Source organism: Halomarina oriensis, assembly GCF_009791395.1.
GTDB lineage: Archaea > Halobacteriota > Halobacteria > Halobacteriales > Haloarculaceae > Halomarina > Halomarina oriensis.
Genome location: NZ_WSZK01000011.1, coordinates 35,188 through 55,847 on the forward strand (window position 1 = coordinate 35,188; position 20,660 = coordinate 55,847).

The 20,660-nt window shown below is 67.4% G+C and carries 14 protein-coding genes; 9 read left to right on the top strand and 5 right to left on the bottom strand.

Features of this window, described 5'->3' with window-relative positions; all coding sequences use genetic code 11:
* The first annotated feature begins 78 nt into the window (after window positions 1-78).
* Window positions 79-1,524, top strand: a complete 1,446-nt coding sequence (locus GQS65_RS04865) for an amidase (RefSeq protein ID WP_158203551.1) — start codon at window positions 79-81, stop codon at window positions 1,522-1,524.
* Here the strand turns inward: GQS65_RS04865 and GQS65_RS04870 are convergent.
* Both GQS65_RS04870 and GQS65_RS04875 read right to left on the bottom strand, forming a co-directional pair.
* Window positions 1,521-2,345, bottom strand: a complete 825-nt coding sequence (locus GQS65_RS04870) for a GNAT family N-acetyltransferase (protein WP_158203552.1) — start codon at window positions 2,343-2,345, stop codon at window positions 1,521-1,523. The two genes, GQS65_RS04865 and GQS65_RS04870, sit on opposite strands and share 4 nt — an antisense overlap.
* A 54-nt stretch (window positions 2,346-2,399) precedes the next feature.
* Window positions 2,400-6,284 (bottom strand): heparinase II/III family protein, encoded by a 3,885-nt coding sequence (locus tag GQS65_RS04875; protein WP_158203553.1) that lies wholly within the window; start codon window positions 6,282-6,284, stop codon window positions 2,400-2,402.
* Between the two features lie 167 nt (window positions 6,285-6,451).
* On the opposite strand from GQS65_RS04875, the gene GQS65_RS04880 reads away from it, so the two are divergent.
* The 5 genes from GQS65_RS04880 (at window position 6,452) to GQS65_RS04900 (ending at window position 12,140) form a co-directional block, all read left to right on the top strand.
* Window positions 6,452-8,062 carry a N,N-dimethylformamidase beta subunit family domain-containing protein gene (locus tag GQS65_RS04880; RefSeq protein WP_158203554.1) on the top strand — a complete coding sequence of 537 codons (1,611 nt, stop codon included), beginning with the start codon at window positions 6,452-6,454 and terminating at the stop codon, window positions 8,060-8,062.
* 109 nt (window positions 8,063-8,171) lie between these two features.
* A complete protein-coding gene (locus GQS65_RS04885; RefSeq protein ID WP_158203555.1) occupies window positions 8,172-9,590 on the top strand; it encodes a right-handed parallel beta-helix repeat-containing protein in 1,419 nt (472 codons plus the stop codon).
* A gap of 98 nt (window positions 9,591-9,688) precedes the next feature.
* Complete coding sequence (locus tag GQS65_RS04890) at window positions 9,689-10,765, top strand: Gfo/Idh/MocA family protein (RefSeq protein ID WP_158203556.1); 1,077 nt, start codon at window positions 9,689-9,691, stop codon at window positions 10,763-10,765.
* Between the two features lie 105 nt (window positions 10,766-10,870).
* A complete protein-coding gene (locus GQS65_RS04895; RefSeq protein WP_158203557.1) occupies window positions 10,871-11,698 on the top strand; it encodes a sugar phosphate isomerase/epimerase family protein in 828 nt (275 codons plus the stop codon).
* A gap of 61 nt (window positions 11,699-11,759) precedes the next feature.
* Window positions 11,760-12,140 carry a RidA family protein gene (locus tag GQS65_RS04900; protein WP_158203558.1) on the top strand — a complete coding sequence of 127 codons (381 nt, stop codon included), beginning with the start codon at window positions 11,760-11,762 and terminating at the stop codon, window positions 12,138-12,140.
* Here GQS65_RS04900 and GQS65_RS04905 read toward each other — a convergent pair whose 3' ends face one another.
* Entirely contained in the window at window positions 12,141-13,265 is a 1,125-nt protein-coding gene (locus tag GQS65_RS04905; protein ID WP_199268403.1) for a Gfo/Idh/MocA family protein, read from the bottom strand.
* Window positions 13,266-13,384: 119 nt separating this feature from the next.
* On the opposite strand from GQS65_RS04905, the gene GQS65_RS04910 reads away from it, so the two are divergent.
* Window positions 13,385-14,173, top strand: coding sequence for a M55 family metallopeptidase (locus GQS65_RS04910; RefSeq protein ID WP_158203559.1), 789 nt, complete (start codon window positions 13,385-13,387; stop codon window positions 14,171-14,173).
* A gap of 47 nt (window positions 14,174-14,220) precedes the next feature.
* Here GQS65_RS04910 and GQS65_RS04915 read toward each other — a convergent pair whose 3' ends face one another.
* On the bottom strand, window positions 14,221-15,243 hold the full coding sequence (locus GQS65_RS04915) for a carbon-nitrogen hydrolase family protein (RefSeq protein ID WP_158203560.1): 1,023 nt from the start codon (window positions 15,241-15,243) through the stop codon (window positions 14,221-14,223).
* Between the two features lie 234 nt (window positions 15,244-15,477).
* Between GQS65_RS04915 and GQS65_RS04920 the strand changes: the two genes are divergently transcribed.
* The gene (locus tag GQS65_RS04920) at window positions 15,478-17,175 is read left to right on the top strand and encodes a hypothetical protein (RefSeq protein ID WP_158203561.1); all 1,698 of its coding nucleotides are present in this window, start codon (window positions 15,478-15,480) and stop codon (window positions 17,173-17,175) included.
* A 158-nt stretch (window positions 17,176-17,333) separates the two neighbouring features.
* A complete protein-coding gene (locus GQS65_RS04925; RefSeq protein ID WP_158203562.1) occupies window positions 17,334-19,034 on the top strand; it encodes an amidohydrolase family protein in 1,701 nt (566 codons plus the stop codon).
* A gap of 28 nt (window positions 19,035-19,062) precedes the next feature.
* Here GQS65_RS04925 and GQS65_RS04930 read toward each other — a convergent pair whose 3' ends face one another.
* Complete coding sequence (locus tag GQS65_RS04930; protein WP_158203563.1) at window positions 19,063-20,487, bottom strand: sulfatase-like hydrolase/transferase; 1,425 nt, start codon at window positions 20,485-20,487, stop codon at window positions 19,063-19,065.
* Window positions 20,488-20,660 lie beyond the last annotated feature (173 nt).

A 20,660-nucleotide genomic window follows, 5' to 3' on the forward strand; every position in this document is an offset into this window, starting at 1 on the left:
ACCCGCTCGACGGGCGGTCGTCCGGGTACCCGGTGTGGTCGAGACAGCTATTTGCTCCCGTCGTCCGACTGCACCGGTATGACCGACGAGCTACCGTTCGAATCGGCGCGAGAACTGGCCGCACGGATGCGAGCGGGCGACCACTCCCCCGTCGAAGTGACCGAGGCGTATCTCGACCGCATCGCCGACCGGAACGACGACCTGAACGCGTATCTGACGGTCATCGACGACGAGGCTCGGGCGGCAGCGGTCGACGCGGAGCGGGCGGTTGAGCGCGGTGACGACCTCGGCCCGCTCCACGGCGTTCCGGTCGCGATTAAGGACCTCACCGCATTCAAGTCGGGCGTCCGGCACACCTTCGGCTGTCGAGCGTTCGGCGACAACGTCGCGGACCACACGACCACGTTCGTCCGCCGGTTGGAGGCTGCCGGAGCCATCGTTCTCGGGAAGACGAACACGCCGGAGTTCGGCCACCGCACGACGACCGACAACCTCCTCGCCGGACCGACGTGCAACCCGTTTGACCCGACGTGCAACGCCGGCGGCTCCTCGGGAGGGAGCGCGGCGGCCGTCGCCGCCGGGTTGACCGCGCTAGGCCAGGGGGGCGATGCCGGCGGCTCGGTTCGCACGCCGGCCGCGCTCTGTGGCGTCTACGGGTTGAAACCGACGGCCGGGCGGGTTCCACAGCCGACCCGCCCCGATGCGTTCCAGAACCATACCCCGTTTATCGACAAGGGCCCCATCACGCGGACGGTCGCCGACGCGGCACTCATGCTCGACGTGATGGCCGGACCGGACCCGCGCGACCCGTTCAGCCTCCCGGCGGCTGACGGGTCGTTCCTCGCGGCGACCGACCGGTCGGTCGAGGGTCTCGACGTGGCGTACTCCCCCGACCTAGGCGTCTTTCCCGTCTCGGCGGCGATCGAGCGGTGCGTCGAGCGGGCGACCGACGCGTTCGTGGACGCTGGGGCGACCGTCGAGTGCGTCGACGTTGAGTTCGGCCACGACCTCGGAACGCTTCGTGACGGTGTTCGACTCCCACAGATGCATCTGCTCGCCGCGAAGGTCGCGCGGAACCTCGCCCCCTCGGGGGCCGACTTCCTTGACGCCTACGGCGAGGACGTCCCCGACACGTTCCGAGAGCGGGTCGAACGAGGGCGCGAGTACAGTGCGATGGACATGGCCAACGGCGAACTGCTCCGGACGGACGTGCTCGACGCGGTCCTTGACGTGTTCGAGACGCACGACCTGCTGGTGACGCCGACGACCGCGGTGGCGTCGGTCCCGAACGGCGCGCTCGGTGCGACGTCCGTCGATGGCGAACCCGTCGACCCGACCTCGGACTGGGTGCTGACGTGGCCGTTCAACCTGACCGGCCACCCCGCGGCCTCGGTGCCCGCCGGAACCGTCGACGGGATGCCGGTCGGTATGCAGGTGGTCGCCCCACGATACGACGAGGCGACGGTCCTCGCCGCGAGCGCGGCGGTCGAACGCGAGCGGCCGTGGTCAGACCTGTACGGCTAACCGAGTTCGAACCCCGCCGCGGCGACCACCGTCTCGCCCATCAGCACCTCGGCCGGGTTGCCGTGGACCATCCGCGTCAGGTCGCGTTCGGGGCGGAGTCCATGTCCTCGAAAGGTTCCATCCATCGCTCCGTCGGCGAGGCTGTCGACGATGAGCGCGCCGAAGCGACTCGCGGCGGCGCTCAGCAGCGCCGCGCACGTCTCGCGGTCGGTCGCGACGAGCGGACCGAGTTGAGCGCGCTCGCGCCCCGGCCGGAGGACGGCGTAGCCGTTGAGCTCCGACCCCTGTCCGCGAACGAGACCGACGGCCCCCTCCTCCGCGAGTAACCGTGCGAGCAGGTCGCGCCGGTCGGTGCCGCACGCACGACGGTCGAACGCGGCGATCCGGTCGGAATCGTCGACCGGTTCGACGTCACCGGTTTCGGCGGTCGGTTCGACGGCACCACTCCACCGCACGATCGGAGCGACGTTCTCGAAGCCGTACTGTCGGTAGACGGTCCGGCCGTCGGCCGTCGCGTCCAGTCCGACTCGGAGTCCGTCGTCGAGGGCGTCGTCGAGCGCGCGTTCGAACATCGCGCTCCCGTACCCCCGCCGACGGTGAGCCTCGTCGACGAGCACCATCCCGACCCAGCCGACCGCTCCGGCGTAGCTCACGACGGTCGCCGTCGCGACGAGATCGCCGTCAACCCACCCGCCGTAACAGGCGTCGGGAGCGAGCGCGATGAGCCGTCGCCAGTCGGTCGCGGTCTGGTTCCAGTTCGCCTGCGTCGAGAGCCGGAGCGCCCCGTCGACGTCGGCGTCGGTGAGCAGTCGGATGTCCATGGGTCACGTGGTACGCCGGGCGAAAAGAGGATTACGAGTACCCAGGGAGGGCGATTACTTCGGCGGCTTGATGTCGACGTCGCTGTTGGCGGAGACCGTCCACGCCCCGTCGACGCGCCGGACCTGCACCGAACTTGGCAGGGTCGCGGTGTCACCGGCCTTCACGTCTAGCACGCGGAAGGTGTCACCCTTCGAAAGGCCGGTCGTATCGGTCACCGTCAGGTCAGTGTAGGACGGCTCGGTGTTCTCGATGGTCGTCACGTCGCCGTCGCTCGTCGCCAGCTGCTTCCCGTCGAAGTACTCGTTGGCGTCGTCTTCCTCCTGTGGTCCCTCGGTGTGGGTGAACGGGAACTCCGTCGGCCCCATCGCCGTGTTCCCCTCGACGCTCGTGATGCTGCCCCGCGAGAGCGCGATGGTGAGTTCCTCAAGGACGACCCGGGACCCACCGTCGATGGATTCGACGCGCTCGATGCGGTACGGCGAGTTGTGCGAGTAGTCGGGGTGGTCGAGCAGCAGGTACTGACCCGCGAGCGCGTCGCCGGTTGGCAGGTCGGCGTCGATATGGAGGCTCTCGCCTTCCTCGTCGACCGCGACGACCGACCCCTCGTGGGCTGCACTCGATCCCTCCACCATCATCGGCCGGCCGCCGCCGAACTTCACCATGAGGCGGGTCCCGCCCTCCATGCGGGCGGTCCGTACCTCGCCGCTCCCGTCCGTGCGGACCATCGCGAAGGCGGCGTCGGTCTGCAGGAGGTCGCCGCCCCCGATGTTTGCCGTGAACTCCTCGCCGTTCGCCGACGAGAGGAAGTAGTCGACGCGCCCGTCGTCGAGCGTCACCTTCGCCGCCACCGGGTCGAACTGGCCGTCGGTGTCGCTCGTCTCGATGGACTCGACGGACGCGACCGGGAACGAGTCACCGACCGGCTCGATGACGCTCACGAACTGGGCGTCCCCGCCGTCGCGGGCGAGCAGATACTTGACCGACGTCTCGCTCGGGTCCTTCCCGACGAGTTCGACGAGCTTGTCCGGTCCGTTCGAGACGAGGATCTTACGGTCGTCGTCGGGGAGCATCGTCAGCCGCAGCGCGGCGGGTGGGCCGTCGTCCTCGACCGCCCAGGTCGCGCTCCAGGTCTCGTCGCCCGGGGCGCTCTGCGGTTGGCCAAGGAAGCCGTAGCCGTTGCCCGGCGGGACGACCGCCCGACTCTCGTCCTCATACCCCTCGACGTTGCCGTTGTCGCCGACCTTGTCGCCCCAGAAGTAGTCCGGGCTCGCCACGGAGCCCTCGGCGGGCTCGGAGAGGCCGAGACTCGTCGAGAAGTCGGTTCCCTTCCCGTGGAACGAGAAATCCGCCGACTCACCGCCCGCGACGCGGAACACGTCGAACAGGTACGAGGGGCCGTCGGCCACGTCGGCGCTGCTCTCATCGCTCCCCGACGATGCCGCGCCGGGCAGCGCGACGCTCATCGAGTGGTCGCCGGGACCGACCGTGACGGTGACCGCGTCAACCAGCTCCTGTTCGCTGGCACGCTCGCGGTCGAAGCCCGATCCCGGCTTCGCGTAGCTCACCAGTGACAGCGTCTCCTCACAGCTCTCCCCGACACTGAGGCTGACCGAGGCGGTACCGCCGTCGACGGTGATGGCGTCGCTGTCGACGCAGTCCGTCACACCGTTCCCGCCGTGGGCCGTGACCGAGTCGCCGTGGCCGTGAACGTACCGGACGAGCCGACCCTGGTCGCTGTAGAAGTCGTCTGGAGTCTCCCCCAACTGCTCTTCTGGTTCGCCGGTGACGAGGTCGACCTGGTAGTGGCTGCTCGGGTCCCCGCCATCGCTGCCGCCGCCGCTAACCGCCCCGCTGTCGACGAGCGCGGTCAGCCGCCTGTACTCGTCGACGCCCTCGTCGCCATATGCGTCGGGATTCGACACCTCGCTGACGGTGTAGCCCTCCCGACTGGCGAACAGCTTGACGCTCCCGCCATCGTCCTCGTTGGGCACCGAGGAAGTCTCGTTGACCACGGTCGTATGGTGGGCGACCGTCTGCAGCTGGAAGCTCTGTCGGAAGTCGTCTTTCGGCTTCTGGCCGGGGTCGAACGTGAGGTCGCGCCCCGCGCCGTATATCCACAGGCCGAGTTCGTCGTAATGGCCGTGGCTGAGCGTCGCGCCGTACCGCAGCATCGCCCCACGGTCCGTTCCCGCGTCCGAGCGGTACATCGTCATCCCCTTGCCTTCGAGCAGTTCGGAGTCGCGCTGCTCGACGGTCAGGTCCGAGAGGTCGTACCCCTCGATGGAGCCATCGATGTTGAACAGTGGCCACATGTGTTCCTCGGTTCGGTACGCGCTGACGGGGAGGTCCAGCAGTTGGTCGTTGGGGTCGCCGCCGGCGATCTCGGCGAGCGTCTGGGCGTACTCGTTGCGGGTCGCTTCGTCGGCGGCCCGCGCATAGAATCGGAGGGTCGAACTGAAGTCGCCCCGAAGCGGTTCGGTGTCGACGCCGAGGTCGACCTGTGAGACGTCGCCGTAGTGCGGAATCCGACCGGCGACGCTCTGGCGACGCGGTCCTCTCACGTTCAGGTTGACGAATCGCGGTTCGTCGTAGAGGTTCACGCCATCGGGGTAGGCATCGTTGCTGAGGTAGTACGCGAGCCGTGCCCACTCCGCGAGCGACACGGAGTACAGCGACGACGTCTCGAAGTACGAGCCGTCGCGGAACACCGTGTTTGCGAGGAAGTTCTGCAGCGACACCTGCCCGTCGAGCGCCCACTTGGCGTATCCCGCGTCAAGGCTCAACAGCGACGACGCGGCGACGAACCCCTTGTTGAAGTCGGCCGTCCCGTTGTGGTAGATGGCGGCGTAGTTCGCGTGTTCGAGGTTCTTCTCCGGCAGCCCGCCGTGCATGTCGCGCCACATCCAGTCGACCGACTCGACGACGACGTTCTCCGTGGCGTTCTTCTTGATCGTCACGTCGTCGTGGAGCTGCGAGGGTCGTTCGAGTTCGCCGCTGCCCCAGACGAGGTCCATCGCATTGACGAACTTCTGGACGATTCGGGAGTAGCTGTACATGTTCCGGTAGAGCACCGCCGGTTTCTGCTTCGGCTCGGTCTCGAACCACGGGTACGGTCCCCGGTCGACGACATAGTCGAACGAGGTGGGGACCGACTCGCCCAGTGCGTCGAGGATGGTCGCCACCACCTCGGCGTACTTCTGCTCCCGAGTGAGGACGTATGAGTACGCGTAGGCGTTGATCCAGCGTGCCCACGCCTTCGCGACGAGGCCGTTGTACTTGGCGATGAACCAGAACGTCTGGGGTTCGTCGAGCTCCTCGGCGGCCGCCCAGTCGTCGGGCACCTCCTCGGGGTCGACCTCGACGCCGCTCCCGTCGTCGTTCAGGTCGACGCCGTCGACCGTCCCCGGAAAGACGTTCCCGCTGTCGTCGACGACCTCTCCCGGTCGGTCCCAGCCTGCGAGTTTCAGCTCGGAGCCGTCGACGGGGCTCATCGACCCCTTCAGGAGGTTACCGCCGAACGGCATCGTGTAGTAGGACTGTCCATCGGGCGCGACGACGGGCCGTGCCGCGAACAGCTCCTCGCGGGACATCTCCTTGAACGGGTAGTCGGTGGTGAGGGCGACGACCTGTTCTTTCAGCCGCGCGCCCCATTCGGTGTTTTCGGCGTTGTCGCGGGCGACGGACACTTCGTCGGCCGCGTGGTAGACGCGCGGGTGTTCGAGCCCGTATTCGACCGAGTCGAGTGCCTGCTGTTTGGTGATGTCGGACTCCTCGACCGGAACGCCCGCCGACTGGGCGGCCACCGGTGTGTTCCACGAGCCGACGGCCCCGGCGGCACCCGCCGCGCCGAGGAACTTGGTGAACCGTCGTCGTGTCAGGTCCGGCAGGACCGACCGCGATACCCCTCGCTGCCCGTGCGAATCGCTGTCTTGTGACATGGGCTGTCGACTCGTTGATTGCTATGCCGGGTTATAAATTTACCCCACAGTACGGCAAACTGTTAGTGATGTTGGCGTACAACGAAACCCTCGTCAACGGGTAATTCACAAGTTTCGTCGTTTTGGAGGCAACATTTATCAGGCGATAATCCATGAGAGTATCCGTCATGGCAGATAGCCAGTCACCGGACGGCACAGCCGACGGCGTATCGGGTGAGAGTGACAGGATGTTTCGGCGGGGGTACCTGAAGACGGCCGCCGGGATGGCGGCGGTCTCGGCCGGGGTCGCCGGGTTCTCCGGGACGGCAACAGCCAATCCCGTCACCGCGGAGAACGGAAAGGACGGCGACGACGACTGGTTCCCGTCGCTGCCGGTTCGGTCGCGTCCGGAACGCATCACCCACCGGATCGACGGCTACACCTCGCAGACGAGCGTCGCGCCCGATGAGTCCGTCGAGTTCCACGTCAGCACCGACCCGGCTGCCCCCTACCGCATCGATATCTACCGGTTGGGCTGGTACGACGGCGACGGTGGGCGACTTGTGGCGAGTACCGACGAATCCCAGGGCGAGGCCCGTCCGATTCCCGACCCGGGACCGCTCGGGAAAGTGGCGTGTGACTGGACTATCACGGACACTGTCGAGACGACGAAACGGTGGACGACGGGGCTGTACTTCGCGAAGTTCGTCCTCACGGGTGGGGAGTTCGCAGGCGACTCGACGGCACAGGCGTTCGCGGTTCGCCCCCGCGAGGACCGCGGTCGGACCTCGAAGCTGCTCGTCCAGTTGCCCAACGCCACGTCAGAGGCGTACAACGGCTGGGGTGGCAAGAGTCTCTACGGCTTCACGAGCACCGACGAGGAGACCGCTAGCGGGACTGACTCGGCGGATGTCGTCTCGTTCGACCGGCCGCGACAGACGCCCGACCTCCACATGAGCTATGCCATCCACATGCTCCGGTTCCTCGAACGCGAGGGGTACGACGTCTCCTACGTCATGGACGACGACGTACACGAGAACCCGGGGATGCTGCAGGACCACGAACTCGTAATCAGTTCGGGCCACGACGAGTACTGGAGCATGGCACAGCGTGACGGGTTCGAGGCCGCCCGCGATGCCGGGACGAACGTCGCGTTCCTCGCGGCCAACACCGCGCTCTGGCAGATTCGATTCGAAGACGACGGACGAACCATCGTCGGCTACAAGGAGAACGTCGAGGACGACTCCTTAGCGGGCACGCAGGACGAAACTGACCTGTTTCGCGACCTGCCCGACCCGCGTCCCGAGTGTGAGTTGCTCGGCGTGATGGGGACCGGCGCGGGGCTGTACGCCGCGCCGAACTACACCGTCGTCGACGAGGCGCTTGACCACCCCTGGATGCGTGACACGGGCTTCGAGGCCGGCGACGAGGTCGTCGGCTGCATCGGCCACGAGTGGGACTTCGTCCACGACGGGTGTGATGTCCCCGGTGAGCTCACCACGTTCTTCCACTACGAGGCGGGGACGAGCGACACCGACCTCCTGCCGTTCGCTCCCGTCATCGACACCGACGCCGACGCCGTCTCCTATCAGGCACCCGGTGGCGGGTACGTGTTTTCGACCGGGTCGCTGGGCTACACCTGGCGGCTCGATCCCGACCCGACGTGGGCCAGCGAAATCTGGCCGCTCGTCCGTATCAAGGAGTACAAACCCGAGGTACTCACGCCCGACGAGCGACTCCAGGCGTTCACGAAGAACGTCCTCGACGACCTCCGGAAGCCCAACACGACAGTGAAGTGAGGGCGGTCGAACCGGAGGGCCGCCGTCGACTCCCCTCCTCCCGAACGTTCTTTTTGGCGACAGTCGAAAGTGTTAGCATCATCCATGCCGAGCGGATACACGACCCACGATGACACATGACAATCAGGGTTCGACAGCGGGACGCATCGCCTCCAGACGGTCGGTCCTCCGGACGCTCGGTGCGGCGGGCGTCGCGGGCGTTGCGGTCGCGACGCGTTCGGGGTCGGCGACGGCTGCCCCCCGCGGCGGGTTCCAGTTCGACCGTGTGGTGAACATGCACGAGGCCGGCGCGGACCCGACCGGCGGCGAACCGGTCGACCCCATCGTCGACCGCTACACCGAGAGCGGGACGCTGCTCCTGTTCCCGCCGGGTGAGTACCGGCTGAACCAGTTCAACCCCGGCTTCGACACCGACCTGGAGAACTTCGGCATCAGAGGCGTCAACTCGAAGCAGGTGACGTTCGTTCCCCGCGAGGGACAGGGCTCGGACCGCTACGGAACGGGCTACGCCGACAAGCTGTTCATCAACCTCTGGGGGGTCAGGAACCTCCTGTTGGGCGGGTTCACCGTCGACTGTACGGCGGAGAACACCGGCGGACGCACCCAACTGCTGGCCGACGACGGACTCGTCTTCCGTGACGTGACGTTCCGTGGCCGCCACGACGTCGACCGCGGGCCGTTGCTGTTCTGCGTCTTCGATGAGGACGGCGAGGGCGTCGTCGACCGGGCGCGTCTCCCCGATGGATCGGTCGGTCCCGACCCGAACCCGGTCGGCGTCTTCGTGTTCCGTCCCCACGCGGGGACGCTGACGTTCCGAAACTGCCACGTCGAGGGGTTTCAGGACAACGGCATCTACGCCTCCGCGCCCGACGACCCCGGCGTCATCGGCGTCGAGGGTGGGTACTACGCGAACAACAACGTCGCGGGCGTCCGCCTCGGCCAGTCCGAGAGCTACGTGAAGAACGCGACCATCGTCGTTGACGAGGTGCCCGACTTCTGGAACCGCGCGTTCAAGAACGTCAACATGCGTGGTATCTGGCAGAACGACGGTGAAGGAATGTCGGTGAAGAACTGCGAGGTGGTGATGGCGACCGACGTCACCTCGCAGGGCGGCATCGTCAGCAGCAAACGCTCGGGCGGGTTCACCGTCGAGAACACCACCGTCCGCACCGAGGCTCCCTACCGCTCGTTCGGTATCAGCGCCCGCCGCTCGCAGGGCGAGGACGGCTTCGGCAACCAGTTCGAGGACCTCTCGGTCACGCTCCGGAACGTCTCGACGACTGGCGATGCTCCCGACGCGGCGGCGGTCGACCTGCGCGGCCGCGACGGGAGTCTCGTCGAGAACGCCCGCATCCGACACTCGGGGACCGGTCGGGACGGGATTCGGTTGCTCGATTCGGACGCGACGGTCCGCAACGCGGTCATCGACGTGGCTGGCGAACCCATCGTCGCCGAGGGAAGCGACGTCACCACACGGAACGTCCGCTACGACGACAACGGTCGGGGGCGCGGTCGAAGCGACCGGTAGTCGGTCGCCCCTCCCGGTCGCCTCCCGTCGACGAGTCCGGTTTCGCGACTGCCATCGCACACGTACAGCTATCCGTCTCGCGGTTGAGCATCGGGGTGATGTCCGAACATATACGACTCGGCGTCATCGGCGCGGGCGGCATCTTCCGGCGACGACACTTCCCGGCGTTCGCCGGGATGGACAACGTCTCCGTCGAGATTATCGCCAACCGAAGCGTCGAGAGCGCACACGACATCGCACAGGAGTTCGACTTCGACGCCACGGCCTCCGACGACCCCGATGCGGTCGTCGCCCACGAGAACGTCGACGCGGTGATGGTCGGCACGTGGCCGTACAAACACCACGAGTACGCGCTGGCCGCGCTCGATGCGGGCAAGCACGTCTTCGTACAGGCACGGATGGCCCGCACCTACCAGGAAGCGAAGGAGATGCACGACGCGGCCCGCGAGTCGGACCTCGTGACCCAGATCTGCCCGTCACCGATGGCGATGGAGGGCGACCGAACGATGCGGCGACTGCTGGAGGAGGGCTACGTCGGCGACGTCCACCTGATTCGTGGCCACGTCCTGAGCGGGAACGGTATCGACCCGGAGACGCCGTTACACTGGCGTGACGTCGAACACTACCAAGGTGTCAACGCCTTGCAGGTCGGCATCCTCGCCGAGCGGCTCCATCGCTGGTTCGGCCACGCCGACACCGTCTCGGCGCGCGCGGAGACCCGGATTCCGGAGCGCCCGCTCCCCGACGGTGAGGGCGGGGGTACCGACGACGCCGGTGGCGACACCGAGACGGCCTCCGTCGAGCGTCCCGACCTCGTTTCCATCGACTGTGAGCTGGACAGCGGCGCGTTCATGACGCTCGATTTCTGCAGCGTCGCCGAGCACTCGCCGGCCAACCAGGTCGAGGTGTACGGGAGCGAGGGGACGCTCGTCTACGAGTTCGCCGACGACACCATCCGCGGGGCGGCCGTCGAGGACGACGAGTTGCTGGAGATGCCCATCCCGGACGAGGAGCGTGTCGACTGGACCGTCGAACAAAACTTTGTCGACGCCATCCGTGAGGGTGGGTCGCCCCGGACGACGTTCCGTGAAGGAATGAAGTACATGGAGTTCACCGAGGCGGTGTTCCGCTCGGTCGAGCGTGGCGAGGCGGTGACCCTGCCGCTGGTCCGCTGAGGGCGACGGGGAACGGCCCGGTAGTCGCCTCATGCGGTCCGGCCAGTTCCTGACCCGTCGCCACGGTAGTTTCTTGTAACGGGGTACCGAGCGTTCGTTTGACCCATGCGCATCTCGCTGTCGACGCTTGGCTGTCCCGACTGGGACCTCGACACCATTTGTACGACCGCCGCCGACAACGGGTTCGACGGCGTCGACTTCCGTGGCTACCGGGAGGAGATCGACGTCACCCAGCACCCACAGTTCACCGACCGACTCGTCGAGACGATGGCACGACTCGCCGACGCGGGACTCACCGTGAGCGGCCTCAGCACGAGCATCAGAATCTGTTTCGCGGACAAACGCGAGGAGAATCTCGCCGAGGCACGGCGCTACATCCCGCTCGCCCACGAGTTAGGGGTCGACACGATTCGGGTGTTCGGCGTCGGCGACGCCGAGGAACACTCACTGGAGGAACTTGCCCGCGTCGGTGGTGAGACGGTTCGTGACATCCTCGCGCTCGACGGCGCGGCGGACCTCCGATGGCTCGTGGAGACCCACGACAACTGGACCTCGTCGGCGGACTGCCGACTGCTGCTGGACGAACTCCCTGACGACAACACGGGTATCCTCTGGGATGTCGGGCACACGACGCGCCTCGGTGGCGAGTCGCCCGCCGAGACGCTCGACGCTATCGGCGACCGCATCGAGTACGTCCACGTCAAAGACGCCGTCTACGCCCCCGACGACGAGAACGCCAAGGACGACGGCTGGGTGTTCGTCCTTCCTGGCGAGGGCGAACTCCCCATCGACGACGCCCTCCGCGAACTCGACGACCGTGGCTACGACGGCTGGGTCGTCCACGAACACGAGAAACGCTGGCAGCCATACGTCGCCGACCCCGAGGTGGCGTACCCCGCGTTTGCGGAGTGGTACCGGACGGTGCTGGAGTGAAGCGTCGGCCTCCCCTCGCTCGGCGGAACGACTAACCCGGTCGCTCCCGACTCCGCTGACGATGCGCGAGATAACGACCGACGACGCACCGGCCAGTATCGGCCCGTACTCACAGGGCGTCCGCGACGGCGACCGCGTGTTCGTCTCCGGGCAGGGCGGGGTCGACCCCGAGAGTGGCGACGTGGTGAGCGACGACATCCACGAGCAAACCGAGCGAACACTGCGGAACGTCGACGCCGTGCTCCGAGCGGCGGGCGGGTCGCTCGACGACGTGGTGAAGGCGACGGTGTTCGTCACGGACATGGCCGACTACGAGGCCGTCAACGAGGTGTACGGCGACCACATGTCGCCGCCGTATCCTGCCCGGAGCGCGGTCGAGGTACGTGACCTCCCGGTCGACATCGGCGTCGAGATAGAGGTCGTCGCGTCGATACCGGAGTAGTCAGTCCTCGGCCGGGGTCGGGGAGAGCTCCTCGGCGTCGACGAGCGCCTCCAGCGGGTTGTCCTCGGCGTCGAGCGGGAGGTCGATGCGGCCTCGCTGGCGCACCGATTCGTACACTGCGAAGATGAGTTCGGTCGCGACGAGCGCCCGACTCGCGGCGGTCTCGGGTTCCTCGCCGGCCGCGAACGAGTCGACGACGTGCGCGATACTGTCGACGACACGGTCGCCGTCGGCGTCGATATCGATTCCCGTCCACTCGGTCTCACCCTCCCGGCGATAGCGGTTCTCCTCGCCGCCCTCGTGGAGTTCGACGACACCGTTGGACCCGCACAACCGGAGCGACGCGTCGACGAGCCACGCGCCATCACCAACGGCAGCGAACCCACCGAGACGACCGTCGGCCGCGTTCTCGCCGTCCGCTGCCGTCCCTACACCCGCGTTCTCCTCCGGTTCGTACGCCCACTGGATGACCGCCTGGTTCACGTTGTGGGTTCCGTAGCGGACGTTCTCGGTCCGGTAGTCGACCTGCCCGAGGACCCAGTCGACCGGTCGGGCGTCGGTGAAGAACGTACACATGTCGAACAGGTGGGTGCCGTGGTCGAGGACGTTCCGCGGTGCGACCTCGACGCGTTCGAGGTCGCCGATTCCCCCGTCGTCAAGGACGCGTTTGGCTTCTCGCCACGCCGGGTCGAACCGCCGCTGATGGTTGAACGTCAACTGAACGCCATAGTCGTCGGCCGTCTCGGCCATCCGTCGGGCGTCGCCCCACGTGTCGGCCATCGGCTTCTCGCAGTGGATCGCGTTCACGTGGCCGCTCTCGATACAGTCGACGACGATGTCGGCGTGGGTCGGGACGGGTGTACAGACGCTGACGAAGTCGGGGTCGTGAGCGGCGAGCATCTCGCCGTAGTCCTCGTAGACGCTCTCAGGGGAGATGTCGAACTCCTCGGCGAACGCACGAGCGTTCTCGGGAACGAGGTCCGCACATGCGACGAGGTCACACTGGTCGTGCTGACGATAGCCGGCGGCGTGTCGGTACGCCATCGCCGCGCTCTCGCCCCAGACGGGCGTCTCCGGGTTCGGGCCGGTGCCCACGAAGGCCACCGTGAATCGTGAGTCGGACATTGCCTGCCGTGAACCGTGTGCCCGACTCGCATAACTGTGGGGGTACCGCCGGGTCGACGACCCGCTCGCGGCCCCGTCCGCCAGCAGCGTTATGTGCTCCGTCGTCCTCCCCCGGACCGATGCGAGCGTTCGTACTGACCGACATCGAGGGTGTCGCGGGTGTCGACTCGTTCGACCGGACGCGAACGACCGACGAGGCCCTAAAAGGCCCGGCGATGGACCAACTCGCCCGTGAGGTGCAGGCGTGTGTCGAGGGTATTCGGTCGGTCCACCCGAACGCCCGCTGCACGGTGTGGGACGGCCACGGGTCCGGCGGCCTCCGTGAGGAGGACGTCGCGGCCGTCGAAGGGGCGAGGTACGTCTCCGCGGGGCAGCCGTACTGGGACCTCGACGGCTACGACGCCGTCTACTTCGTCGGCCAGCACGCGATGGCCGGGACGGCGTTCGCGCCGCTCGCACACACCTACAGTTCCCGGCACGTCGCGTACTACCGGCTGAACCGGTTCTTCGTCGGTGAGTTCGGCGCGCGGGCGCTCGTCGCCGGACAGCAGGGCGTCCCCACCGTATGCCTCGCGGGCGACGACAAGGCCGCCCGCGAGGCCGAGAACGTCGTCCCCGACATCGAAACTGCCGTCGTCAAGGAAGGGACGGGCCTGGAGAGTGCCGACCACCTCGCGTCCGACGCCGCGTGCGAGCGGGTCCGCGAGGTCGCCGCCCGAGCGACGCGACGGGTCGACGACGTCGCGCCGTTCGACCGCATCGAGCCGCCGTACTCGCTCGAAATTCGATACGTCGACCCACACGACGACGAGGACCTCCCGGACCGGATCGACCGCAGCCTCGTGACCAGAATCGACGCGCGAACCGTCCGGATCGAGAGCGGCGACCTCGCCGATATGCCGTTCTGACCGATCACCTGCTATGAGACGGCCGAAAACGGACGCGTTGACGACGCTCAGTCCCCGTCGCCGTCCGGAGCAACGCGCCTCGACCGTCCGGTGAGGTCGAGGCTCGTCCCGCCGGCGTCGACGGCCGCGCGTCCGGTCCGGTCGAGCCAGTCGCGGTAGCGTTCCAGTCCGTACTCGTCGACGACGTCGGCGACGGTGGCGTCCCGCTCCCGGGACTCCAGCGCGAAGGTCTCGTCGTCGCTGAAGTCGTGGTAGACGACCGCCCGGCCGTCGGCCTGGAGCGCCTCGACCGCCTGTCGATTGGCCGGGGTCCGACCGAACACCCCCCAGTCGGCGTTCAGTTCGGCGAACGCGTACCGGGCCTCCCCGCCAGCGTCGAGGGACTCCAGCGGTTCCTGCCCGGCCCACTCGCCCGCGTTGCGGGCGACGGTCTCGCCGGTCGGTCGCACCACCTCGGCGGTCGACTGGTGGGCCTTCACGACGTGGAGGCCGTGTTCGCGCGCCCAGTGGGCCATCAGCGCGCGGCCCTGCAGGTGCGTCGAAAAGAAGAGGAGGTCGACGCCCTGCCGGGCGAGTTCGACGCCGAGTTCGGGGTACTTCAGGTCGAAACAGACGAGGCCGGCGACGCGGCCGAACGGCGTCTCCCACGTCGGGAGCGACGTGCCGGGGCTGGTCCCGCCCTCTATCTCGCCGACCGTCGGCCGGAGTTTCCGGTAGGTGCCGACCACGCTTCCGTCGGGACCGAGCAACGCGAGCGCGTTGTACCGTCGCTCGCCGTCGCACTCGGGCATCGGCAGCCAGACGTACGTGTCGTGGGCGGCCGCCAGTTCGCCCACGCGGTCAGTCGCGGGACCAGGAATCGGCTGGGCGCACTCCTCTTTCTGGTCGGCTGTACACCACCGCCGAAGCATCGCTTCGGGGAAGACGACGAAGTCCGGGTTCCACCGGGCGGCACGGTCGACGGCCTCGCAGACGTTGTCGAGGTTGTACTCGAACCGGTCGGCCTCGGGCGGTAGTTCCTCGGTCTTCGGGACTTCGAGCGAGACGGGGACGACACGAGTCTGTCGCATAGGTGGGGCTCGGATGCCGAACGGAAAGAACGTTTCTCCAATCGCACGCCATCGGGCGGAGAGACACGATTCGAACGGCAGCCGTTCGACCGACCGACCCGTCGCCGGGTAGTGAGCTCGTTCAGATGGAGAACCGAACCGAGCCGAGTTTTCAATCCGACACCGAGGTGGTTGAAACAATTGACATCACTACCAATCTTTTAGTCGGTTCGATTCGTCGGTGGTGCTCGGTCTATGCTACCAGACGACAAACCCGACCGAGAAGCGGAGGCGACCGATCTCGAAACGACCAAACGAGCGTTCATGAAGCTCCTCGGCGCGGCCAGTGCTGGTGCCGGCCTGAGTGGTGCGAGCGCGGCCACCGGTGATGGCGTGATCGCAGCGCTCGACGCCGCTGACTCCGGCACGGTACGGAACGTCTACGCTCAACCGACGCGAGACCAACTCCCCGACCTGTCGGCCGAGCAGACGCCTGCCGTAGGAATCACGGATCAGGGAGTGTACGGTTACGACTCGTCGGCTGACCGGTGGGAGCAGTTCACCGACGAGCCGATCCAGAACCTGCGGGACACCGACGCAGCACTCGGCCGCGTCGATCGCCCGCTCCAGACGACGGGACCGCGAACCATCCACGTCGCTCCGGACGGAAGCGACGACGCCGCCGGGACGGAGGCCGACCCGCTCGCGACCGTTCAGGAGGCGTTCAACCGGACGCCGGTGTTCATCCACCACGACTGGACCATCGACCTCGCCGACGGCGAGTACCTGACCGGGAAGGACGACTTCGCCACGCGAACGGGGCTGCACCTGGTGTGGTCGAAGGACAACTTCACGCTGCTCGGAAACCCGGACAACCCCGAGAACGTCACGATCAACGCGCTGAACGCGAAGTTCGCGGGCGGGAAGCACAACAACTGCAAGTTCAGGGGGTTCTCAGTCAGGTATCTCACACAGTTCGCCGGCCGGGCGTGGGTGCGGGACTGTCGGTTTCTGGGGAAGTCGTACCGAGAGAGCGGTGTCTCGGCGTTGAGCGGGAAGAACGGTTCAGTCGATATCGGGCGCTCCCAGATCGGGAACCGCGAGGACCCGCCGGAGTACGCCATCACGCACAGCCTGTACGACAACTACCTCCTGAAGGCCTGCGAGGTGTACGCGAAGAACTACGTCGTGAACAACTCCTACAGCAAGCAGGCCCGCGTCCAAATCGCGGGGAACACGACGTGGGAGTCGAGCTACGGGCTCGGTGACCCTGGCTCGGCGACGCTGATGGTCTACGACGAGACCATCTACGTCGGCGGGTTCACCACGGTCGCGGACGACTTCAACGACGACCTGTTGACCGGTCGCATCACGATGAACGGCGGTGGGCACGGCGGCTACCGACCGGAGTGGTCGTCGTCGGAGTCGGCACACGCACGTGGCGGGGAACTCGTGTTGCCAGCCGGGGACGACGCGAGTGCGGCCGTCCCGTCGCCGGTCGGCATCGGAACGTGGGCGTTCGATGTCGCAGTCGGCTCCGAGACTGGTCGTGGCCCTCCCGACCACGCGAATCCGGACGGGCAGAAAGGGAAGGGCAAGAAGGGTAATCCCACGACCGGGAGCGCCCAGGTCTACTTCCAGTACACCGCGGAGGGGGCCGACTACTATCGGCTCCGTGTCGATCACGACGGGACGCTCGCGCTCCAGAAGAGCGAGGCAGGCGCGCCGCCCACGACCGTCGCGTCCGGGGCCATACCCGACGGTCGAATGGCGGGTCGGGTCGTCATTGGGCGTACGGCGGAGGGGAAGACGACGGTGAGCGTCGACGGCGAGGAGGTGCTGTCGGGGACGGACACGTTCCAGCCGATGGCCAGCGACGAGCAGGCCGTGAAGTTCGAAAACGGGTTCGACGCGACGGTTCGGGTGGACAACCTGCGAGTCGAACAGGGGTGATCGACGCAGAGAGCTCGGGAGGTGCCCTCTCTCCGGTGGGGTAGCTGCGGGTGCGTCCGCTCGGTCCGATGTCGAGAGGCAGCGGTGACCGTGCTACACTCTCGTGCTGTCGTGGCTCCCGAACGTTTAACCCGCTCTGCGACGCCGTTCAGCCAACCGTGATAGACTGCCACTTCCACCTGTGGACGACCGACGAGTCCACCCCCGAGAAGCGCGCCGAACGAGCCGAACAGTTGCGTGAAGAGATGGAGCGTCAAGGCGTCGACCGCCTCTGTCTCATCGGCGAGGTCGGCGACACTATCGAGGAGTGTCGCGAGGCGAACCGCACCGTCGCGAAGTACGTCGCGGAGTACCCGGAGTCGTTCTACGGCTGGGCGCGCGTCGACCCGCGGCTGGGTGACGACGCCGTCGCGGAGTTCCGCCGCGCCGTCGAGGAGGACGGACTCGTCGGTCTGAAACACCACTTCATACCCACGCCGATCAACATCTCCGACCCCGAGTTCTTCCCGCTGGCCGAGGCCGCCGTCGACATGGACGTGCCGGTCATCGCGCACGTCATGCAACGGCTCCCGGCGGACCAGGAACGATGGGACGATAGCGAGGCCCACACGGAGGACGTCCTCGAACTCGCACAGCGATACCCCGAGTTGAAACTCGTCTCGGCGCACATCGTCGCGGGCGGGGACGCCGAGTACCGCATCAAGACCGTCGCCGACCAAGAGAACGTCATCCTCGACATCTCGGGGAGCAACTGCGAACGCGGCTACGTCGAGAGAGCCGCCGAGCGTCTGGGCACCGACCGACTGGTGTTCGGGACGGACACCTGGTTCGCCCCCGGCGTCGGGAAGCTGTCGGGGCTAAACCTCTCGTCCGAGGCGCGCGCCGACATCGCCTACGGGATACACGACCTGTTCCGCGACGACCAACCCGGCCGCTTCACCGACGGAGAGCTGGCCGAACGGAAAGCGGCCGCGGCCGAGCGGTTCGCCGCGAGCGACGAGTCGCGTCGCGAGGGGGCCGTCGACGTCAACGCCTTCGTGGGCCACTGGCCGTTTCGCGACCTCGATGCGAGCGCCGACGCGCTTCTCTCGTTGATGGACGAGGCGGGCGTCGATGCGGCGCTGGTCTCCTCGCTGGAGAGCGTCTTCTACCGCAACGTCCACGCGGGGAACCGTGACCTCCGCGACCGGGTCGCGGGTCACGAGGAGCGACTGTTCCCGCTCGCGACGATCAACCCGACGTATCCTGAGTGGGAAACCGACCTGCGAGAGTGCGTCGAGGAGTGGGGGTGGTCGGGCGTCAAGCTCCTGCCGGCGTACCACGACTACGACCTCGATGCCCCCGAGACGACGGCGCTGTTCGACGTCTGTGCCGACCTCGACGTGCCCGTGGTCGTCTGTGCGACGCTCGAAGACCAGCGCCAGCGCCACCCCCGTGTGACGCTCCGGGGGTTCGAAGACGGCGGCACACGAGCGTTCACCGACGGCCATGTCGACGCCCTCGTCGACCTCCTCACCGAGTGCCCGGAGACGGACGTGGTGCTGGCCGATCTGTGGACACACGCACCGCGCATCGTCGAGGAGTGCTGTCGGGTCCGCCGAAACGGGGTCCGGCTCGACAACCGGGTGCGCTCGGGGGAGACGCTGTTCGTCCTCGACGACCTGTTCGTCTACTTCTCACACCAGGGCGAGCGGCTCGTCGAGGAGGTCGGCGTCGACCGGCTGGTCAGAGGGCCACAGCTCCCGTTCAAGATCGCCGAAGCGTACGACGGCTACGTCGACCTGCTGCCGGCGAGCGACGACGACCGGGCGCGGGTAGGAGGCGACACCCTCCGCTCGGTGTTCGGTCTCGACGGGTGACGGTGGGGCCGCCGCCGTCGTCGTCCACTCAGTCGGGGCCGCCGAGTTCCGCCAGTCGCTCGCGCTGGTCGCGGCGGGCCCGCTCGTCGACGGCGTCCGGGTCCTCGTCGAGATGCACGCGCAGACGACGCTCGAACCGTTCGCGAACGTCGGTGTACTCGGGAGTCCCGGCGAGGTTCGTCAGTTCGTCGGGGTCCGATTCGAGGTCGAACAGCTGGTCGGGGTTGTCGGGGTAGTAGACGTACTTGTACCGTCCCTGCCGGAGCATGAACATCCCGCGACTGACGCCGTGAGCGTGGTACTCGGAGAACACTGCGCGGTCGTCGTCGGGCGCGTCGCCACAGGCCACGTCGAGCAGCGAGCGCCCGCGCCACGCCGAGTCGTGCGGAACACCGACCGCGTCGGCCATCGTCGGGACGAGGTCGAGCAGCGAGACGGGTGCGTCGACCGTCCGACCAGCGACGCCCGGCCCCCGCATCGCCAGCGGGACACCCACCGACGGTTCGTACATGCAGCACTTCCACCAGACACCGTGGTCACCGAGCGGTTCGCCGTGGTCGCTGGCGTAGACCACTAGCGTGTCCTCGGCGAGGCCGAGACGGTCGAGCGCGTCGAGCAGCTGTCCGACGTGGTCGTCGAGCGCCGTACACAGCGCGTAGTACGCGGCTCGCGTGCGCCGAAGTGTCGCCTCGTCGAGGTCGGCCCCGTCGAAGTGCGACCGGAGTTCGTCGAGGATGGGGTGGTCGTCGCCCGGTGGGTAGTCGGTCGGCAGATCCACCTCGGTTTCAGGATAGCGTTCGTAGTACGACGGTTCGGCGACCAGCGGGAAGTGCGGTAGGATGTAGTTCGTCCAGCAGACCCACGGCTCAGCGGTTCCGGAGCCCTTCCCCTCGCCGTCGCCGGCCGCCTCCTCCGCCCGCGCTTCGAGGAACGCGACGGTCTCGTCGGTGACGCGGTCCTCGCGCTCGCAGTACCACGCCTCGCCGTCGGCGGCGGCGGAACCGGCGGCTTCGATACGGTCCCGTGCCCCGTCGCGGACGATGGGAGGGTCACGGTGGAGGCCGTTCACGTCCGGCGTCTCGCGGTGGAAGGCGACGCGCTGGTCGTCGAAGCCGTCGTCACAGTCGGGCTCGAAGTCGAGCTTTCCGACCGTCGTCACGTCGACGCCGTGGTCGACGAAGTGGTGACCCCAGCTTCGGGGCGTACCGTCGTACGGTGTCGCGTTGTCCCAATGGCCGGTGTCGTGGACGTACCGGCCGGTGGCGAAGCTGGCGCGACTCGGCGCACAGAGCGGACTCGAACAGTACGCCGACGTGAACCGGATGCCGGTGGCGGCGAAACGGTCGAACGTCGGCGTCTCGACGAGCGGGTGACCCGCCGCCCCAAGCGCGTCGGGACGGTGTTCGTCGGACGTGATGAGCAGGACGTTGAGCGGAGTGGTCGGTTCGGTCACGGCCGACCGGTCTCACCTGGCGCGCATAAATTGGTGGGAGGAGGCCGCCGTCCAACCCACCCGGTCCGACGAACCGGACGAGTTTCGTGATTGTACTTCGATTTGCAAACAAGACTAATGTGTGATGAAAATTACGTTCAGACGGGGCACGGGCGGACAAACCGACGACGAGT